Annotated in this window: 19 protein-coding genes; 11 read left to right on the top strand and 8 right to left on the bottom strand. The window is 63.5% G+C overall.

Features of this window, described 5'->3' with window-relative positions; translation table 11 throughout:
• Positions 1–48 precede the first annotated feature (48 nt).
• Both urtA and ACFWUP_RS27485 read right to left on the bottom strand, forming a co-directional pair.
• Entirely contained in the window at positions 49–1,299 is a 1,251-nt protein-coding gene (gene urtA, locus ACFWUP_RS27490) for an urea ABC transporter substrate-binding protein (protein ID WP_379238871.1), read from the bottom strand.
• A gap of 325 nt (positions 1,300–1,624) precedes the next feature.
• The gene (locus tag ACFWUP_RS27485; protein ID WP_379238870.1) at positions 1,625–2,506 is read right to left on the bottom strand and encodes an NERD domain-containing protein; all 882 of its coding nucleotides are present in this window, start codon (positions 2,504–2,506) and stop codon (positions 1,625–1,627) included.
• Between the two features lie 203 nt (positions 2,507–2,709).
• Here ACFWUP_RS27485 and ACFWUP_RS27480 point away from each other — a divergent pair, with 203 nt between their 5' ends.
• A complete protein-coding gene (locus ACFWUP_RS27480) occupies positions 2,710–3,258 on the top strand; it encodes a carboxymuconolactone decarboxylase family protein (RefSeq protein WP_379238869.1) in 549 nt (182 codons plus the stop codon).
• Positions 3,259–3,341: 83 nt separating this feature from the next.
• Positions 3,342–3,722 carry a VOC family protein gene (locus ACFWUP_RS27475; protein ID WP_379238868.1) on the top strand — a complete coding sequence of 127 codons (381 nt, stop codon included), beginning with the start codon at positions 3,342–3,344 and terminating at the stop codon, positions 3,720–3,722.
• An 82-nt stretch (positions 3,723–3,804) separates the two neighbouring features.
• Here the strand turns inward: ACFWUP_RS27475 and ACFWUP_RS27470 are convergent, their stop codons facing one another.
• Both ACFWUP_RS27470 and ACFWUP_RS27465 read right to left on the bottom strand, forming a co-directional pair.
• Positions 3,805–4,947 carry an RNA-guided endonuclease InsQ/TnpB family protein gene (locus tag ACFWUP_RS27470; RefSeq protein WP_379238867.1) on the bottom strand — a complete coding sequence of 381 codons (1,143 nt, stop codon included), beginning with the start codon at positions 4,945–4,947 and terminating at the stop codon, positions 3,805–3,807.
• Positions 4,948–4,996: 49 nt separating this feature from the next.
• Entirely contained in the window at positions 4,997–5,320 is a 324-nt protein-coding gene (locus tag ACFWUP_RS27465; protein WP_379238914.1) for a hypothetical protein, read from the bottom strand.
• 269 nt (positions 5,321–5,589) lie between these two features.
• Between ACFWUP_RS27465 and ACFWUP_RS27460 the strand changes: the two genes are divergently transcribed.
• The 8 genes from ACFWUP_RS27460 (at position 5,590) to ACFWUP_RS27425 (ending at position 11,152) form a co-directional block, all read left to right on the top strand.
• Entirely contained in the window at positions 5,590–7,185 is a 1,596-nt protein-coding gene (locus ACFWUP_RS27460) for a hypothetical protein (RefSeq protein ID WP_379238866.1), read from the top strand.
• Complete coding sequence (locus ACFWUP_RS27455; RefSeq protein ID WP_379238865.1) at positions 7,182–7,946, top strand: ESX secretion-associated protein EspG; 765 nt, start codon at positions 7,182–7,184, stop codon at positions 7,944–7,946. The genes ACFWUP_RS27460 and ACFWUP_RS27455 overlap by 4 nt, the downstream gene beginning before the upstream one ends.
• Before the next feature lie 3 nt (positions 7,947–7,949).
• Positions 7,950–8,327, top strand: a complete 378-nt coding sequence (locus ACFWUP_RS27450) for a hypothetical protein (protein WP_379238864.1) — start codon at positions 7,950–7,952, stop codon at positions 8,325–8,327.
• A gap of 39 nt (positions 8,328–8,366) precedes the next feature.
• The gene (locus tag ACFWUP_RS27445) at positions 8,367–8,930 is read left to right on the top strand and encodes a DUF3558 domain-containing protein (RefSeq protein WP_379238913.1); all 564 of its coding nucleotides are present in this window, start codon (positions 8,367–8,369) and stop codon (positions 8,928–8,930) included.
• Between the two features lie 12 nt (positions 8,931–8,942).
• Positions 8,943–9,644 (top strand): hypothetical protein, encoded by a 702-nt coding sequence (locus tag ACFWUP_RS27440; RefSeq protein WP_379238863.1) that lies wholly within the window; start codon positions 8,943–8,945, stop codon positions 9,642–9,644.
• Positions 9,641–9,952 (top strand): hypothetical protein, encoded by a 312-nt coding sequence (locus tag ACFWUP_RS27435; RefSeq protein ID WP_379238862.1) that lies wholly within the window; start codon positions 9,641–9,643, stop codon positions 9,950–9,952. The genes ACFWUP_RS27440 and ACFWUP_RS27435 overlap by 4 nt, the downstream gene beginning before the upstream one ends.
• 25 nt (positions 9,953–9,977) lie before the next feature.
• Positions 9,978–10,790, top strand: coding sequence for a hypothetical protein (locus ACFWUP_RS27430; RefSeq protein WP_379238861.1), 813 nt, complete (start codon positions 9,978–9,980; stop codon positions 10,788–10,790).
• Positions 10,791–10,864: 74 nt separating this feature from the next.
• A complete protein-coding gene (locus ACFWUP_RS27425) occupies positions 10,865–11,152 on the top strand; it encodes a hypothetical protein (protein WP_379238860.1) in 288 nt (95 codons plus the stop codon).
• A gap of 103 nt (positions 11,153–11,255) precedes the next feature.
• Here the strand turns inward: ACFWUP_RS27425 and ACFWUP_RS27420 are convergent, their stop codons facing one another.
• The gene (locus ACFWUP_RS27420; RefSeq protein WP_379238859.1) at positions 11,256–12,032 is read right to left on the bottom strand and encodes a transposase family protein; all 777 of its coding nucleotides are present in this window, start codon (positions 12,030–12,032) and stop codon (positions 11,256–11,258) included.
• Between the two features lie 204 nt (positions 12,033–12,236).
• Positions 12,237–13,073 (bottom strand): NAD(P)H-binding protein, encoded by an 837-nt coding sequence (locus ACFWUP_RS27415; RefSeq protein WP_379238858.1) that lies wholly within the window; start codon positions 13,071–13,073, stop codon positions 12,237–12,239.
• Between the two features lie 85 nt (positions 13,074–13,158).
• On the opposite strand from ACFWUP_RS27415, the gene ACFWUP_RS27410 reads away from it, so the two are divergent.
• Positions 13,159–13,560, top strand: coding sequence for a winged helix-turn-helix transcriptional regulator (locus tag ACFWUP_RS27410; protein ID WP_379238857.1), 402 nt, complete (start codon positions 13,159–13,161; stop codon positions 13,558–13,560).
• Here the strand turns inward: ACFWUP_RS27410 and ACFWUP_RS27405 are convergent.
• On the bottom strand, positions 13,557–14,252 hold the full coding sequence (locus ACFWUP_RS27405) for a polysaccharide deacetylase family protein (RefSeq protein WP_379238856.1): 696 nt from the start codon (positions 14,250–14,252) through the stop codon (positions 13,557–13,559). The two genes, ACFWUP_RS27410 and ACFWUP_RS27405, sit on opposite strands and share 4 nt — an antisense overlap.
• Before the next feature lie 52 nt (positions 14,253–14,304).
• Positions 14,305–14,619 (bottom strand): L,D-transpeptidase, encoded by a 315-nt coding sequence (locus tag ACFWUP_RS27400; RefSeq protein ID WP_379238855.1) that lies wholly within the window; start codon positions 14,617–14,619, stop codon positions 14,305–14,307.
• Positions 14,620–15,005: the final 386 nt, after the last annotated feature.

The following is a 15,005-nucleotide window of genomic DNA, read 5'->3' as shown; positions in this document are numbered from 1 at the left end:
GGGCGGTGTGGGACGCGCTCGGTGCGCGTCCCACACCTGTTGGGCGACTTACTTGAGGCCCTTGGCCCACTCGTAGGACTTCAGGTACGGATCCGGGGTGATGGCCTTGCCGGAATCCCAGACGGTGTAGATCAGGCCGTCGGGGCGGATCTCGCCGATGCGGGCGGTCTTGGTGATGTGGTGGTTGGAGCCGTCGATGGTGACGGTGCCTTCTGGGGCGTCGAAGCTCACGCCGTCGGCGGCGGCCTGAATGTCGGCCACGGCGAACGACTTCGCCTTCTCGACGGTGTTCTTCCACAGGTACACCGAGGCGTACGCGGCTTCCATCGGGTCCGAAGTCGGCTTGTCGGCGCCGAAGGCGGCCTTGTAGTCGGCGACGAACTTCTTGTTCGCCGGGGAGTCGACGGTCTGGTAGTAGTTCCAGGCGGTCAGCTGGCCCGCGATGTTCTGCGCGCCGATACCGGCGACCTCCTCCTCGGCGATCGACACCGAAACCACCGGCATCTCAGCGGCTTTCAGACCCGCGTTGGTGTACTCGCGGAAGAAGGCGACGTTGGAGTCACCGTTGAGGGTGTTGAACACCGCGCCCGCCTTGGCGGCACGCACCTTGTTGATGATTGTGGAGAAATCGGTGGAGCCGAGGGGGGTGTAATCCTCGCCCTTGATCTCGATGCCGTTGGCCGCGGCGTAAGCCTTGATCTCGCGATTGGCAGTCTGCGGGAAGACGTAGTCCGAACCCACCAGGTAGAGGGACTTGATGCCCTTCTGCTTCAGGTAGTCCAGCGCGGGGATGATCTGCTGGTTGGTGGTGGCGCCGGTGTAGAAGATGTTCTTGGAATCTTCCAGACCCTCGTACTGCACGGGGTAGTAGAGCAGCGAGTTCAGGCTCTCGAACTTGGGCTTCATCGCCTTACGGCTCGACGAGGTCCAGCCACCGAAAACCGCTGCGACACAGTCGGAGCTGATCAGCTTCTCCGCCTTCTCGGCGAAGGTCTTCGGGTCCGAGGCGCCGTCTTCGAGGACGATCTCGATCTTCTTGCCGTTGACCCCGCCCGCCGCGTTGATCTGATCGATCGCCAGCTTGGTCGAATTGGCCACCGTCACTTCGGAAATGGCCATGGTGCCCGATAGCGAGTGCAGCGAGCCCACCTTGATCGTGTCCTTGCTGGTGTCCACGCACGAGGCGGCGGTCGAGCCGGTCGACGCGTCGTCGCGCGCACCACAACCGGTGAGCAACAGGCCGGCGACGGCCACCGCGGCAGACACTGAAAGTGCCTTGACCAAACGGGATTCAGACATGGGGCGTTCTCCTCATCAGGTGTAACGGCGGCGCCACACGCGCCACAACGAACACCACCGCTGCCTGGGCGTACACCGAGTTGTATACAGCGGCTGTATTCGTAGGCGGAACAGTAAACGGAACATGTTGCACCGGAATATCTCCCGATCACATGCCCGTTTCGTCTGTTTCATCCGTGTGAATTGTTCGGAGTCGGCCGCCTGGTGGTCACCCCTCGTTCCCAACGCGACGACTCACAGCGGCTTGCCTCGTCTCTGATCGGATGGGGGCCGTCCGACAGACTGAGCACTGCGGTTCAGGCGCAAGCAAGTGCGCTGCGAGGGATCAGCAGTCCCGTTGGAACGGCCAGCATTCGGTCTTGCGCGGAGTCACCGCGGCGGGCGCACGGGTGGTCGTGGTCTGGGTGGTGTCCGACATCGGTCGCGGGTTCGGCGAATCCTGCACCAACGTCACCCCGACCACCACGAAGACGACCAGAATCCCGAGCAGCGCAGCCGCGAACAGCGCCATGCCGACCAGCTTGCCCCGGCGCCCGGGATCGGGGGGCGGGGCGGGCTCGCTGAACTTGCGCACCGGCGGCGCCACCGGCTTCGGCGCGGGCCGGTTGCCGTCGAAACCGTCCTCGGCCAGCTCGGCGCGCGTCGGAACCTCGGCCACACCGAGCGCCGCGCAGGTGTTGAGCACCCGATCGATCGTCCATTCGCGTGGCCCCGCCGAGAACCCTTCGAGGTAGACCCGAACCTCGTGCGCGTCAACGGTATTCGCGACCAGCACATCGAGGCCCGGCCGCAGTGACGTGCGCGCGGGCCGCACCACCACACCCCGATACGGCACCAGCACCACCGCGCCGGACACATGCCGACTGTCCTGCAGCGCCTGCTCCAGCGCGACCCGCACCGCGTGTACCCCGTGCTCGACCCGGTCGGTGAGCCCGTTCGAGGGTTCAGCGTCTAAATCCAGCGGACTGTCGCTGATCATCCACGAGCCGTCGGCGGTGGCGGTGAGCAGACCGCTCTGGCGCCGCCGGAACCCCTTCACCTCGAGCACCGTGATCCCGCGCGGGGTCACGATCACCGCGCCGAGGCGCCGGTCACCCACCCGGCAATCGACCAGCGCGAGCCCCGTACTCGGATAGGCGCGCAGGCAGTCCACGAGCTCACGCTCGGCGCCGGCGAGCTCGGCACCCGGTCTGATCCTCACCAGCATGTGCGATGTTCCCCTACCAGGCTTGCGACTTCGCACCGCCGCTGCGCGCTGCGGTACCCACCGATCATGACGCGCAACCGTTCCGAAAACCACTGGAAACCAAAGAAAATCGGTACGAATACAGGAGTGGGCCCCGTCGGCGAAACCGGCGAGTACGCTTTCGATCCTGGCCGAGGATGTTCGAGAAGACAGGTGGACCAGAGATGGAATCAGCGCCCCTACCACGCGTTTCGCCGGGCCGGTTCGGTGAACTCGGACCGATCAACTGGGTTGTCTGGCAAGTACTTTCCCGCGCCTCCGGCACCGATGACGCGCACCTGTTCAGCACCCTCGGCCGCACCGGCGGACTGTTTCGCGGCTGGCTGCATTTCTCCGGCAAGCTCATGCCGGGCGGCAGATTGCCGCGCGCCGAGGCCGAGTTGGTGATTCTGCGCGTGGCACAGCTGCGCGAGTGCGATTACGAGGCCGATCATCATCGTCGGCTGGGGCGCAAGGCTGGGCTGTCGGCGGTCGAGATCGAGCGGGTCGCCGCAGGTCCGGAGGCTGAAGGCTGGACGCCTCGGCAGCGGGCGCTGCTCACCGTCGTCGATCAACTGGTGACCAGCCGGGATGTCGACGATGCGGCATGGGCCGGGCTGGCCGAGCATTTCGACGAGCGAATGCTGATCGAGATCGTGCTGCTGATCAACCAGTACGAGGGGCTGGCCTCGACCATCACGACTCTGCGGATCGCGCGGGACGCCTTCAAGTGACCTAGGTCATATGGCGAGGGGGCGTAGGAGCTCCCACAGTAATGGCGTACAACGTACGGAATTCATTGCCCCGAGGAGAACTCATGCAGATCACCGCTTCCGCCGTCTCGCTCAACGTCGCCGACCCGCAGGCCTCGGCCCAGTTCCTCATCGACCACCTCGGTTTCACCGAGAAGATGGCCGCCGACGGCTTCGTCGCGCTGTCGCGGGCCGATGCGGGCATGGACGTGATCTACCTGCGCACCGGCCTCGGCTCGTTCAAGCCCGCCCGCATCGGGGGGAGCGCGGGCGAGGGGCTGCTCATCGTGTTCGTCGTCGATGACATCGACCGTGAATACGATCGCCTGCGGGCCGAGGGTGTCCCGATCGAGACGCCCATCGAAACCGAGGAGTGGGGCGAGCGCTACTTCCAGATGACCGACCCCAACGGGGTCGTCATCCAGCTCGTCCAGTGGGTCTGTTGACTTCCACCTACGCCCAAAGGCGCAGAGAGCCCTACACCTCGCGATGCAGGTTTCCTGGTTCAACAACAGATGCCTCCTCACTCTATGAGCGAGGCGGTCTCACTCCGTCTCCACAGGCAGCAACCGCCAGCCCGGCGGCCAGAATCGTTCGAGCCGCATTCACATCGCGGTCGTGGCGCACTCCGCAACGGCACGACCATTCCCTCACGTTGAGCGACAACTTCTCTGCAATCGCGCCGCACGCCGAGCACGTCTTACTCGATGGGTAGAAGCGGTCGATCGCGATCACTTCCCTCCCATACCAGTCAGCCTTGTACTCCAACTGCCGTCGCAACTCCGACCAGGACGCGTCGGAGATCGCCCGGGCCAGGCTGTGGTTGCGCATCATGTTGCGAACCGACAAGTCCTCGATGACTACCGTTTGGTTCTCACGGATGATCCTCGTGGACAGCTTGTGCAGGTGATCGCGGCGGCGATCCGCGATGCGGCCATATATCTTCGCCACCTTCGCGCGAGCCTTCGCCCGGTTCGCGGAGCCCTTCTGTTTCCGGGCAAGCCTGCGCTGTGCCAGCGCCAACGCTGCCCGATCCTTGCGTTCATGGCGCGGGTTGGCGATCTTCTCCCCTGTAGATAGCGTGACCAGAGAGGTGATCCCCGCGTCGATCCCTACCTGCACGCTCGCAGGGGGCAGCGGCGAGATGGCTTCTTCGACCAGGATCGAGATATGGTGCTGCCCCCGGGAGTTCCGCGACACCGTCACCGAAATGGGCTGTGCGCCCTCGGGCAACGGACGCGACCAGGCGATCCGCAGTCGCTCGTCCTGCTTGGCCAGCTTGATCTGACCGTCACGGTAAGAGAATGCGTTGGTCATGTACGTGGCAGAGTCGAGCGACTTGCCCTTCTTCTTGAACGTCGGATGCTTGGCCCGCTTCTGCCAAAAGTTGACGTAGGCCGTCTGCAGATGCCGCAAGGTCTGTTGAAGCGGCACGTTCGACACTTCGCCGAGCCACTCGGTTTCGGGGTCCTGCTTCCAGGTGGTGAGTGCTTTTGCGGTGTCCACGTAAGTGACCCGGCGCTGCTCCTGCGTCCACGCCCGAGACCTCTCCGCGAGCGCCCGGTTGAACACGTACCGAACACATCCGAACGTGCGCGCTAGCTGCTGAGCCTGGGAGACCGTCGGGTAAAAGCGGTAGCGGTACGCCCGCTTCACCATCTTCTCACCCATGGTTGACATGGTAGCAGGCTTCTATGTTAGATTTGCTGCGCCTCGCTGATCAGCGGCGCGCGACCCGCAACGCGGCCACGATCATCGGAATCTGCAGCGGCAACCGCGCCAGCACCCCGGCCTTGAAAGCCTTGGGCGCCTTCGGATTACCGACAACGTCGACGGTCATCTGAACATTGGCCGGGAACACCCCGATGAACAGCGCCGCGGCCAGCCACCCGCCGAGCTTGCGCGTGCGCGGCACGGCCAGCGCGGTGGCAACGCCGAGCTCGGCCACCCCGGACGCATACGTGTAGGTCCGCGGGTTGCCGGGCAGCTGCGGCGGCACGATCTTGTCGAACGGCTTGGGCGCTACGAAGTGCAAGGTGCCCATGACAAACAGCAGCGCACTCAAGCAGGAGTCTGCATGTCGACGGGGGGTTTCATCAGCCACTACATGACCGTACCGCTGCTACGGAATCCCTTGTAGCCGTGCGGCAACTTCCGCGCTGCCAACGCAGGCCGTTTCTGGCCGGGTTCGACCGTGGCTGCTGTGGCATCTCTGTCGGTGGCCAGCCGGTCCAGGCCGAGAGAGCACCTAGTCGTCGGTCTTGGTCTGTGCTAGCTTGCGGGAGTGTCATTTTCGGCGTAAGGGGTGGGCGAATGACCGGGGAGAACACCGAGAAAATTGTCGTGCCGAGCGGAGTAAATCTTTCGCCGATTCCGGTCCCAGGCATGGTGGACGTCACCGCACTCAATCGCACGATCAACGCGCAGGAGAAGCTAGGTCAGGCGCAGACCCGGTCACAGACAACCGACCAGGCACTGCGTGATCTCAACGCTGGCACCGATGCCGATTTCGTTCAGACCGACGACCGCTTCGAGGCGTGGACCCACCAGGAAATATACGAGGCCGTGAACGGTGTCCGTGGTATGGACGCGGCGGGTCTGCAGACATTGCGGAAGGTCTGGTTCGATGCGTACTCCGATCTCTCGAACTTATCGACCTTCAACCAGCTGAGCATCAACAGGCTGTTGGGTCACGGCGAGTGGGCCGGTGCCAGCGGCGACGCAGCCAGAGACGCTTCGATCACGTTCGGGCGAGCCGCCAACCAGATCTCGCAGGTGTTCTCGGCGATGGCCGATCGAACGGACGCGGTCGCCTGGGCTGCCGAGGCGACCAAGGCGGCAGTCCCAGCTGCCGTAACCTTTTCGATGTCGCTGAACCCCGATGATCCTGTGTCGTCGATCATTCCGGGACTCCCGAACCCGGCGACCGTGACGCAGAATAGGGAAGCCAGCGAACAGGCACGCTTGGCCGTCATCTCGGTCATGAACCAGATCTACAAGCCGAGCTTCCCGCCTGCTGGGTCAGGGGTGCCGTCATACGCGGATGTCACCGGCATTGTGTCACCAAACGATGGCACGTCCGCCGCCGGGACAACGGGCAGTCCCAGCACCAACGGTGGCAGCGACTCGCCCTCAAACGGGTCGCCTTCCGATGCCGAGTCGCCAACGACAGACATCTCCGCGAATACGGATACGCCGACGTCGACGGATCTGAACTCCGACGAGGACGATTCGACCGCCGCCGCGAGCTCGACTCCCTCCGCCACCACCCCCTCCACAACAACTCCGACCACCAACTTGGCAGGCGTTCAGACGTCGCCGTCACCACTGGGAGCGACCGGGGCTCCAATCGGCGGCGGGACTCCCCATCTGTCCACAGGCGCGGGTGGTGGACGCGGAAGTGCCGGAACGCCATCTCTCGGTATGCCACTTGCTGGCACGCCGTCGAACCTCACCGCGGGTCAGGGCGCGTCGGCCGGTGCAGGCGCGCGTGCCGGTGGGGCCGGAGCTCTCGGCCCGATGATGCCCGGCGGTGCATCCCGCAAGGCCGAGGACGACGCAGAACACCGGTCGCCGGAATACCTTCGCCGTGTTCAATCCGACTGGACGGCTGGAATCACTGCTCTCAATGGTGGTGTGATCGGCAGTGATGGATTGCCACCTGCACCTGTCAGCCGCGACAGGCCGATTCCGGTTCCGGCTGTGGATCCGAGGGCATCCCAGACTGCGCCAACGCCCACGGAAGCTCCGGTACACACTCCGCAGGCAGAGTCGACGCCCGCTCAGCACCAGGCGGCTACACCGGCTGTCGCGCCAAGTGGTGACCAGGCCACCGAGATGGCGCGGTTGATCGCACAGTACGGCTGGGCGAACAGCGGGCAGACATCCCCGGATGCCAGCGCCAAATGACCGATCAGACGTGGACACTGAGCTCGGACGAGTTTGCCTGGTTATGGACCAGAGAGACGGACAAGGATGCCTACGGCTACCCGGATCCGATCCTTGTTCGCGAAACAGCCCGCACCACAGCGGAATACGAGCGAGTCGTCGAAAGATGCCATACTCGATTCGCGCGCCCCGACAACGAACTCTCCTCGGCGTTTGCCGTGATGTCAGGGGCTGAGCTCCGGGTTCGATGCTTCGGCTCCCTTCGTGACGGTGGCACTGTTCGGTCGCATGGCGCGGCGACGGCTACCGATGGTGCAGTCGTGTTTCAGCGAACCGACGCGGCCGGAACTGGCGGTGAGATCACGCTCGTGCTGACTTCACGCCACACGGTGCCGGTCCACATCGCTGCCACCATGCCACCGACGCCCGCCGGACGGGCTAGTCGAATGGTTGGTTACACGCCCCGCGTGCGGGGGGAGGAGCAGCCATCGACTTGGCGTCTTGCCGCTGACGGCCGCGCACCAGTGGAGGAGCGAATCCGGTCACTCATGCGCGCCCCACGCAGCGCCGAGGGGCAACTGGTGATCGAACGTGGTTACAGACATGAGCCGCCCAGATACTTGAGCTGGATCGACATTTCCGAAGGTCGAAAAGCCTCCGGCCGCTACCTAGTAGATGTCGACGACAACGACGTGACCGTGACGCCCGTGTCGATGGGCGCCATAGTCCAGATGGTGTCGTCGGTGGGTGGATTCGACCGAGCAGAAGCAGAAAGGCTGTGACCGATGGCTGACGGCATCGACTACGGACAAGCGAAAATCTCAGCGCTCAACGAGGCCGCGAGAGCCGGCCAGTTCAGTTTCGATCCGGTGGCGGTCGATGAGGTCGTCCGAACCTATGACCAGATGATCCTGGGCCTCACCGAGATTCGTCACCGATTGGGCGACGCGGTGAGTGCTTCCGGGTTCGGGTCGATTCCTTCGGCCCAGGAGCTGCAGTCAGGTTTCACAAAGAAGGCGACTCAAGGCCAGACCGTGATCGGGGAGCTCATCGACGGAGCGATGCGGCTTCAGGAAGCGTACCTTCGCGCTGCGGGGAGGATCGTGGACGCAGACGCTGTCAACAGTCAACGAATCCGGCAACTCCAGTCCCAGGGGGTATAGGTGCGAGGCTCGCTCGTCGCGACACTGTCTGCGCTGACGATGGTCACGCTCGTCGCGTGTTCCGACGGCACCGGTGACACCGAAACGACTGTCGTATCGCCTACCTCGTCGTCACAACCGTCCGTCGCAGTCCGGGTAGGTGGAGCACCGGCCCAGCCATCGCGAGGAAGTAGGGCTCCCGTTGGCTACGACCCGTGTGTATCACTCAGCGATTCCGTTGTGGCACAAGCTGGCTTTGATCCGCTCACACGTGAGCGCGCGGACCTTGTGTTCGACGACTATGCCCTCATCGGCTGCGAGTTCGATCGCAAGGAACAGGTTCGTGGTCAGAACGTCTCGGTGGGTTTCATGACCGTCTCGTCCACAAACGTCAGTCTCGATGAGTTCAAGCAGCGGGAATCTGGTTCAGCGCGTTCAGTGAATGTCGGCGGCCGGGACGCGATCACCTACAGACCTCCGGCAGACGGGGGCTGCTTCGTCGTGATAGCCGGGCCCGATGCAGCGATCAGCATCCATGTGTCAAGCAGCGCATTGACACCCTGGAACGCTTGCGAGAACAGCGTCCAGATTGCCGAGACAATCGAAGCAGCTTTACCAAAGTGATTGGGGGAATGAGTGACCGAACACCTGCTTAACGACATGGCGCGCATGAACGCCTACGTTCAACAGTTGTCGCAGATCATCGACAGCGCGGGGTCAGGAGCGGCCAAATCGGCAGGCCGGGACAGCACTGGCACGATCCAGGTCACTGTCGGCCACGACGGGGGGCTCCTCGATATCGTCGTATCTGAGGAGTGGACTCAGCGACTGCACACTTCCGACCTCGGGGCTGCCGTGGTTGAAGCGGTTCGCATCGCCGACAGCCAACGTCATGCCGCGACGATGATGGCACTTGCCGATCCAGGAGTGCTCGAATCATTGCGGCGAGTAGACCTGAACTCGGTGATGGCACGTCCTGTCGAACCGCCGCAAACGCGACCCAGCAGTGAGTTGCTCAGCGAGGACGCTGTGCATCAGCTGGAAAAGCCGATATCGCACGGGATTCCAGCATCGACGGGCCAGGCGACTGTAGGGACAGATGCCCAAGCACAGGTAACCCTCGACACACGGGGAATTGTGGAATGCAACGTCAGCGTTGCCTGGGGCCAGCCCGTCAGCGGCGCCACGATCGCCAGGGCAATCCAGCTCGCGTACGCGGACGCACTCCACGCACCCAGGGAGGATGACTCGGCCACGCCATCAATCGATAGCCTCATCGAGCAGGCACTGGGCGAATTGTCTGCCATGCAGTACGAGACGCCTGGAGCTACCCGATGAGCCCGACACCGCAGGAACTATCCGTTGCGACCGACGCTCTACGTACCGAAAGCGTGACGTGGACGGGCCAGTCGGACGAGATGAGCGCCGTCAAGACGAAAATCGAGGGTTTGGAATTCAGTCGGATCGAGGGTGGGCTTTTTCAGGCGATTGTCGGTCCACACACGAATATCGTTCAGAAAATGGCGGGTTTGACCGGCCAGGCCGCGCAGCGGTTCGATGAGGTCGCCAGTGTGTTGAACTTGTGTGCGACGACCTACGAAGAAGAAGATCGCGCGGGCAAACACCGAATAGACAATCTGTGGTAAAGCTAGGACGAAGGGTGGGGTTCTCATGACATTCGATGTTGCGACGTATCAGGCTGTAATGAAAGAGCTTGAGAAGTACCTGACAAAACTCAGAAATTCTATCAGCATTGAGATCCCCGATGCGCTTGAAGTCGCCAAGAATCTGCCGTTTATCAGCTTGATTCCAGGGCAGATCCAACTCCTTGAGTGGTGTGCAACACTGATGGTCGACGTGTGTGAATGGTTGCTCGAAAAGCTGCTGGAAATCCTCAAGGGGATGCTCGCGCCCTACTACATGTATATGCGAAGCCGGGATTGGAACGATGTTCGTGCTACCGTGACCAGCGTACAGAGCACGGTCGACCCCAACAACCTGGCTGCCGTCCGGTTGTGGAAGGGCACCGCCCAGCAGTCGTACATGCGCACCGCGACAACACAAAGCGCCGCAGCGGGCAAGATCGGTGAAGTCGCCGACAAGACCAAGACCGCACTTCTGCAATCGGCGGCAGCTGGCCTGGTTTTCTATATCGCAATTGCCCTGGTCGTACAAAAATTCCTATCCGCACTCGCGTTGGATATCGGGCTCATGGCGGCTGGGTTCACTGCCGCCGGTGGCGTCGCGGACTTCCTCAAGACCACCGGCCTCACCACCGCTCAAATTACCGCAGCAGTTGCGGCCCTGGGTGTAATAATCGGCCAGCAAGGAACTGCGCTGTCCGACCTCGAAGGGCTCAAATCCGATAACGGAACCTTCCCCGACGGAGCCGACGGTAAGCCTGTGTGGCCGGACTCGCTGGCGAGCACGTTCTCTGACGCCTCTGTCGACGGGGACGGCGAGTCGAAATGGAGACTCAACTGATTAGGCGCGCCGATAGAAATCCCGATAAATGGACGGCTGTCGTGTTCATAGCATGGACTCTAATTATCGGAGCAATGGTCTGGCTACTGGGCACCACAAATCGAATTTCGGTGATCGCTGCTCTCGCAGCTGTCGCGATTGTTCAGATTCTCGGGGTCGTGGCAATGTGGAGCGGTGAGGTGTCCGGGAGGGCGTACGCCGTTCTGAGCGCGCTGCTCGTGTTGTCGGCGGCAGTCGTTTGCTATCTGGCGGTCGCCAATACCGCCGGAATAGATGGTGGCGGTGCGATGGTGCTACTAGGGGGCCTGCTGGTTGGCTTGCTCTTGCAACTGAATCTCGTTCACAAGGCCGCAGCCAAATAATCTGGTCTCAAACGCGGAAATACAAATCGCGTTCGTCGGGGCAAAGTGAGAGACCGTCGCCACCATGGCTAGCGGGATTCTTTTAGTGCACACTGAACCTTTTTCATCCTGCCGCCGCGGCTTGACGCTCGTAGTCCTGGAGAACGCTGATCGCCTTCACCAGGCGGGTGGTCTTGTCCGGGCAGCAACGGAGCTTGCGCAGGATCTTCCATACTTTGAGCTGGGCGAACGCCCGCTCCCCGCGGCCGCGTAGCCGGGCATGAGCGCGGTTGGCCTGCTTCTGTGAGGCCGGCTTGTTCCTGCCCTTGTACGGGGTGAGTACTCCCGCGACGCCTTGATAACCCTTGTCCGCCAACGTGATCCAGCCTCCGATGACCAACTCGGTCACGATCTGCCAGATCCACGCGGCTTTGCTGTCGTGGACACTGCCGGGTAAAGCTGGCGACAGCCACACGATCTCACCCTCGGGCGAGGCCAGGACCTGCACGTTCATCCCGTGTAGCCGGTGTTTGCCGGAGTAGAACGGACGATCTGCGGCGACTCGGTCGATCGCGATGACTGTGCCGTCCAGGATCAGGTAGCTGTGACCTGCGGCTTTGGCCTTCCGCAACGCGGACCTCAATCCCGGCGCCTGTGCTGACAGCAGCGTGGTCGTTTCCTCGACGTAGCGCCAGGCGGTGCTCGTGGAGATCTCGAACCCGGCCGCCAGATCGGTGAACGGTTCGCCTTTGCGCAGGTAGACCAGCACAAGCATCGCTTGCTGTCCTGGATCGAGCGCGCGCCAGCGTGATCCGATCTCGCGGCGGTGACGCCGGATCACGGCGGCGACGAAGTGCAGGGTCGAAGATGACAACGGCAGGGCGGCACGGTAAAACAACAAGGGAAGCCTCTGGTGGACGAGCGGACTTGGTAATCAGCTCTCTTACCAGGGGCTTCGCCAGTTCGCACGCCGAGGGAGCGCCAATCAGCCTGCGGGGCAACGTGGTTCAGCGGCAGGATGAAAAAGGCTCACTGGTAACTCACCGGGCACGGGCAAACGCACGTCGACACCTCACCGCCAGCCGCCGACTATGAGCCTCCGCGTTTAGATCTGACTCAGAGGGGCGGAGAGACGGAACGGCGTCGCTGGGCGGCCGAGGAGTTTTGTGAGGTCGCCGGTGTTCACCTCGAGGAAGCCCTCGCCGATGCGGGCGTCGGCGTCTGCCAGAGCGGCGGCGACCGGTTCGTCGAGGCCCGCCGCGCGCAGGACTGCCGCGTAGTCGTCCTGGGCCAGGTTTTCGTAGCGGACGTTCTCGCCGACCGCCGCGGCGAGATCCGCGCCGGTCAGCGCCTCGTCACCGCCCAGTTCGTAGATGCGGCCCTCGTGCCCCGCAGTGGTCAGCACGCGCGCGGCCGCCTCGGCGTAGTCGGCGCGCGCGGCACCGGAGACGCGGCCGGCACCCATCGCGCCGTGCAGCACGCCGGTCTGCGCCGCGTGGGTGGCGGCGCCGCCGTAGTTCTCCCAGTACCAGCTGTTGCGCAGCAGCACGGTCGGTACCGAGGCGGTCGCCAGTACCTCTTCGGTACCGCGATGTTCGGCGGCCAACACCATCGGATTGCTGTCGGCGCGCGGGATGCTGGTGTAGGCCAGCAGTTCGACACCGGCTCGCTCTGCCGCACGAATGACGTTGGTGTGCTGGGCAATTCGCCGCCCGAATTCATTGCCCGAGATCAGCAGTACTCGATCCACACCGACCAGCGCGGCATCGAGAGCCGCCGGATCGTCATAGGACGCCTGCCGTACGTCGGCGCCGCGCGCGGCCAGATCGGCCACCTTCCGCGGATCGCGCACGATCGCGACCGGCCGCTCCCCCGCGTCGAGTAGCGCCGCCACGACCAGTCGGCCGAGGTTTCCGCCTGCTGCTGTCACTGCCACGGTCATTGCTGCCTCCGAATCATCATGCACTAACTATTAGTAAGCACTATGCCTTCGGTAGGCACTTGCGTCAAGTGGGTAAGATGGAGGCATGTCCGAGACGCCCGACCACGACCCCACGCTGGAAGCCGACGTCTTCGCGCGCAATTGCAGTTCCCGCCCGGTCCTGCAGAACATCGCGGGCCGCTGGGGAGTGCTGGCCCTGGTCGCCCTACGCGACGGTCCTGTTCGGTTCAGCGCTCTGCGCCGCCGCGTCGACGGCGTGAGCGAGCGCATGCTCTCGCAAACCCTGCAGGCGCTCGAACGCGACGGCATGGTCCATCGCGAGGTCCTCGAAGCGATCCCGCCCCGCGTCGAATACACCCTCACATCGCTGGGTGCGGAGGTCGCGGATCATCTGCGGTCGCTGATCGTCGTCCTGGAATCCAATATGGACACCGTCCGCGCGGCACAGGAGAGTTACCACCGCGCCGACGGCACCAGCGCGGACTAGCGCGCGAGAAGCTCTGAGACAGTGACGAATCGGTAGCCCTTCGCCCGCAGTCCGTCGACGATCTCGGGCACCGCGGCAGCGGACTCGCCGCCCTGCATCACGTGCAGCAGGATGATCGAGCCCGGCCTGGTCTGGTCGATGGCGTCGCGAACGATGGTCTCGCGGGACGCCCCGCCCGCGGAATCGGGCTCCACATCCCAGGTCACCGTGGTGCGATCGTGCTCGGCCAGGTAGTGCGGCAGCGACCACAGCTTCTTGCCGTAGGGCGGACGGAAGGTGATGGGCCCCTGGAACCCCGCCCGCCGGATCTCGGCGTCGGTGCGCTCGATCTCCTCGCGGACCGTGTCGCCGGAGATCAGCACCATGCGGCGGTGCGTGTAGGAGTGGTTGCCGAGCTCGTGGCCCGCGGCGACGATCGCCGCACCGTATTCGGGATGGGTGGCCAGGTTGTCGCCGATCAGATAGAAGGTCGCGGGGACCTGCGCCGCTTCCAGCATCCGCAACACTTCGGGCGTCCGCGCGGTCGGGCCGTCATCGAAGGTCAACGCGACGACCTTCTCGTCGGTCTCGACCCGATCGACCAGCCGACCCTGCAGCTGATAGGTCCGCGAATTCATCAACACATAGAGCCCGGCGACCACCGCCAGAACCACAACGATGCCGACAATCGCACCAACCAACCACCTACGCATGAGCAGACGGTAACTCACCGGACCAGCTCGGCCCGGTGAGTTGTCGGCGTACTTAGACGATCACCTGCGTGATGTCTCCTGGGTTCAGGTAGTCGAAGAAGCGGTGGGCGCCATCCTCGGTCATCCGCACACAGCCGTGCGATTTCGAATCCACCGGTCCGACGTGAAAGGCCATGTCGCCGTTGAAGAAGGTGGCCCAGCGCATCGGCGCATTGTGCATGGTGCTCCAGTGGAATTCCCGCTTGAAGGAAATCCGGGTCACCGCGGGCGGCGTTTCGTAGCCTGCCATGCCGTGCGAGATCGGCGTCGGCCCGAAGATCACCCGGCCGTTGTCGACCAGCCACGCCTCGTTCGTCGACAGCCGCATGCACGCCCTTGCTTCGACCACGGGGCACGGGGAAGCGGTGGGAACGATCGCGGGAATACCGGGAACATCCGGCCCACCTGGGAAAAGAGGTTCTGCCACGGCTGGTGTCACCGTGCCGAGTCCGGCTACAGCGACCGCGAAAACCGCCGCGATTCGTGCTGTCCAACCGACAATGCTCATTCGATTCGTACCCTCTCAACCGTGCCCGCCACCTCGGCGAGACCCGGGTGAGGGGACCATCTCATGGAACACAAACATGTCGAACACGAGCGTGGAACAACTACCTGGAGGTGTTGTCGATCATCGGGCACAAGACGGGATTCACCAAATCAACGCCCGGAGAAAAGCCGAATTGAAACAGAACATTTCACATCCACCCAACCCCC

It is taken from the genome of Nocardia sp. NPDC058658 (genome assembly GCF_042716665.1).
Lineage (GTDB): Bacteria > Actinomycetota > Actinomycetes > Mycobacteriales > Mycobacteriaceae > Nocardia.
This window is presented reverse-complemented; position numbering and strand designations above follow the sequence as displayed.

What these genes read in the sequence shown, in the direction of transcription:
- urtA (WP_379238871.1), bottom strand. Translation starts at nt 1,299, where the DNA reads ATGTCTGAATCCCGTTTGGTCAAGGCACTTTCAGTGTCTGCCGCGGTG.
- ACFWUP_RS27485 (WP_379238870.1), bottom strand. Translation starts at nt 2,506, where the DNA reads ATGCTGGTGAGGATCAGACCGGGTGCCGAGCTCGCCGGCGCCGAGCGT.
- ACFWUP_RS27480 (WP_379238869.1), top strand. Translation starts at nt 2,710, where the DNA reads ATGGAATCAGCGCCCCTACCACGCGTTTCGCCGGGCCGGTTCGGTGAA.
- ACFWUP_RS27475 (WP_379238868.1), top strand. Translation starts at nt 3,342, where the DNA reads ATGCAGATCACCGCTTCCGCCGTCTCGCTCAACGTCGCCGACCCGCAG.
- ACFWUP_RS27470 (WP_379238867.1), bottom strand. Translation starts at nt 4,947, where the DNA reads ATGGGTGAGAAGATGGTGAAGCGGGCGTACCGCTACCGCTTTTACCCG.
- ACFWUP_RS27465 (WP_379238914.1), bottom strand. Translation starts at nt 5,320, where the DNA reads ATGGGCACCTTGCACTTCGTAGCGCCCAAGCCGTTCGACAAGATCGTG.
- ACFWUP_RS27460 (WP_379238866.1), top strand. Translation starts at nt 5,590, where the DNA reads ATGACCGGGGAGAACACCGAGAAAATTGTCGTGCCGAGCGGAGTAAAT.
- ACFWUP_RS27455 (WP_379238865.1), top strand. Translation starts at nt 7,182, where the DNA reads ATGACCGATCAGACGTGGACACTGAGCTCGGACGAGTTTGCCTGGTTA.
- ACFWUP_RS27450 (WP_379238864.1), top strand. Translation starts at nt 7,950, where the DNA reads ATGGCTGACGGCATCGACTACGGACAAGCGAAAATCTCAGCGCTCAAC.
- ACFWUP_RS27445 (WP_379238913.1), top strand. Translation starts at nt 8,367, where the DNA reads ATGGTCACGCTCGTCGCGTGTTCCGACGGCACCGGTGACACCGAAACG.
- ACFWUP_RS27435 (WP_379238862.1), top strand. Translation starts at nt 9,641, where the DNA reads ATGAGCCCGACACCGCAGGAACTATCCGTTGCGACCGACGCTCTACGT.
- ACFWUP_RS27430 (WP_379238861.1), top strand. Translation starts at nt 9,978, where the DNA reads ATGACATTCGATGTTGCGACGTATCAGGCTGTAATGAAAGAGCTTGAG.
- ACFWUP_RS27425 (WP_379238860.1), top strand. Translation starts at nt 10,865, where the DNA reads ATGGTCTGGCTACTGGGCACCACAAATCGAATTTCGGTGATCGCTGCT.
- ACFWUP_RS27415 (WP_379238858.1), bottom strand. Translation starts at nt 13,073, where the DNA reads ATGACCGTGGCAGTGACAGCAGCAGGCGGAAACCTCGGCCGACTGGTC.
- ACFWUP_RS27410 (WP_379238857.1), top strand. Translation starts at nt 13,159, where the DNA reads ATGTCCGAGACGCCCGACCACGACCCCACGCTGGAAGCCGACGTCTTC.
- ACFWUP_RS27405 (WP_379238856.1), bottom strand. Translation starts at nt 14,252, where the DNA reads ATGCGTAGGTGGTTGGTTGGTGCGATTGTCGGCATCGTTGTGGTTCTG.
- ACFWUP_RS27400 (WP_379238855.1), bottom strand. Translation starts at nt 14,619, where the DNA reads ATGCGGCTGTCGACGAACGAGGCGTGGCTGGTCGACAACGGCCGGGTG.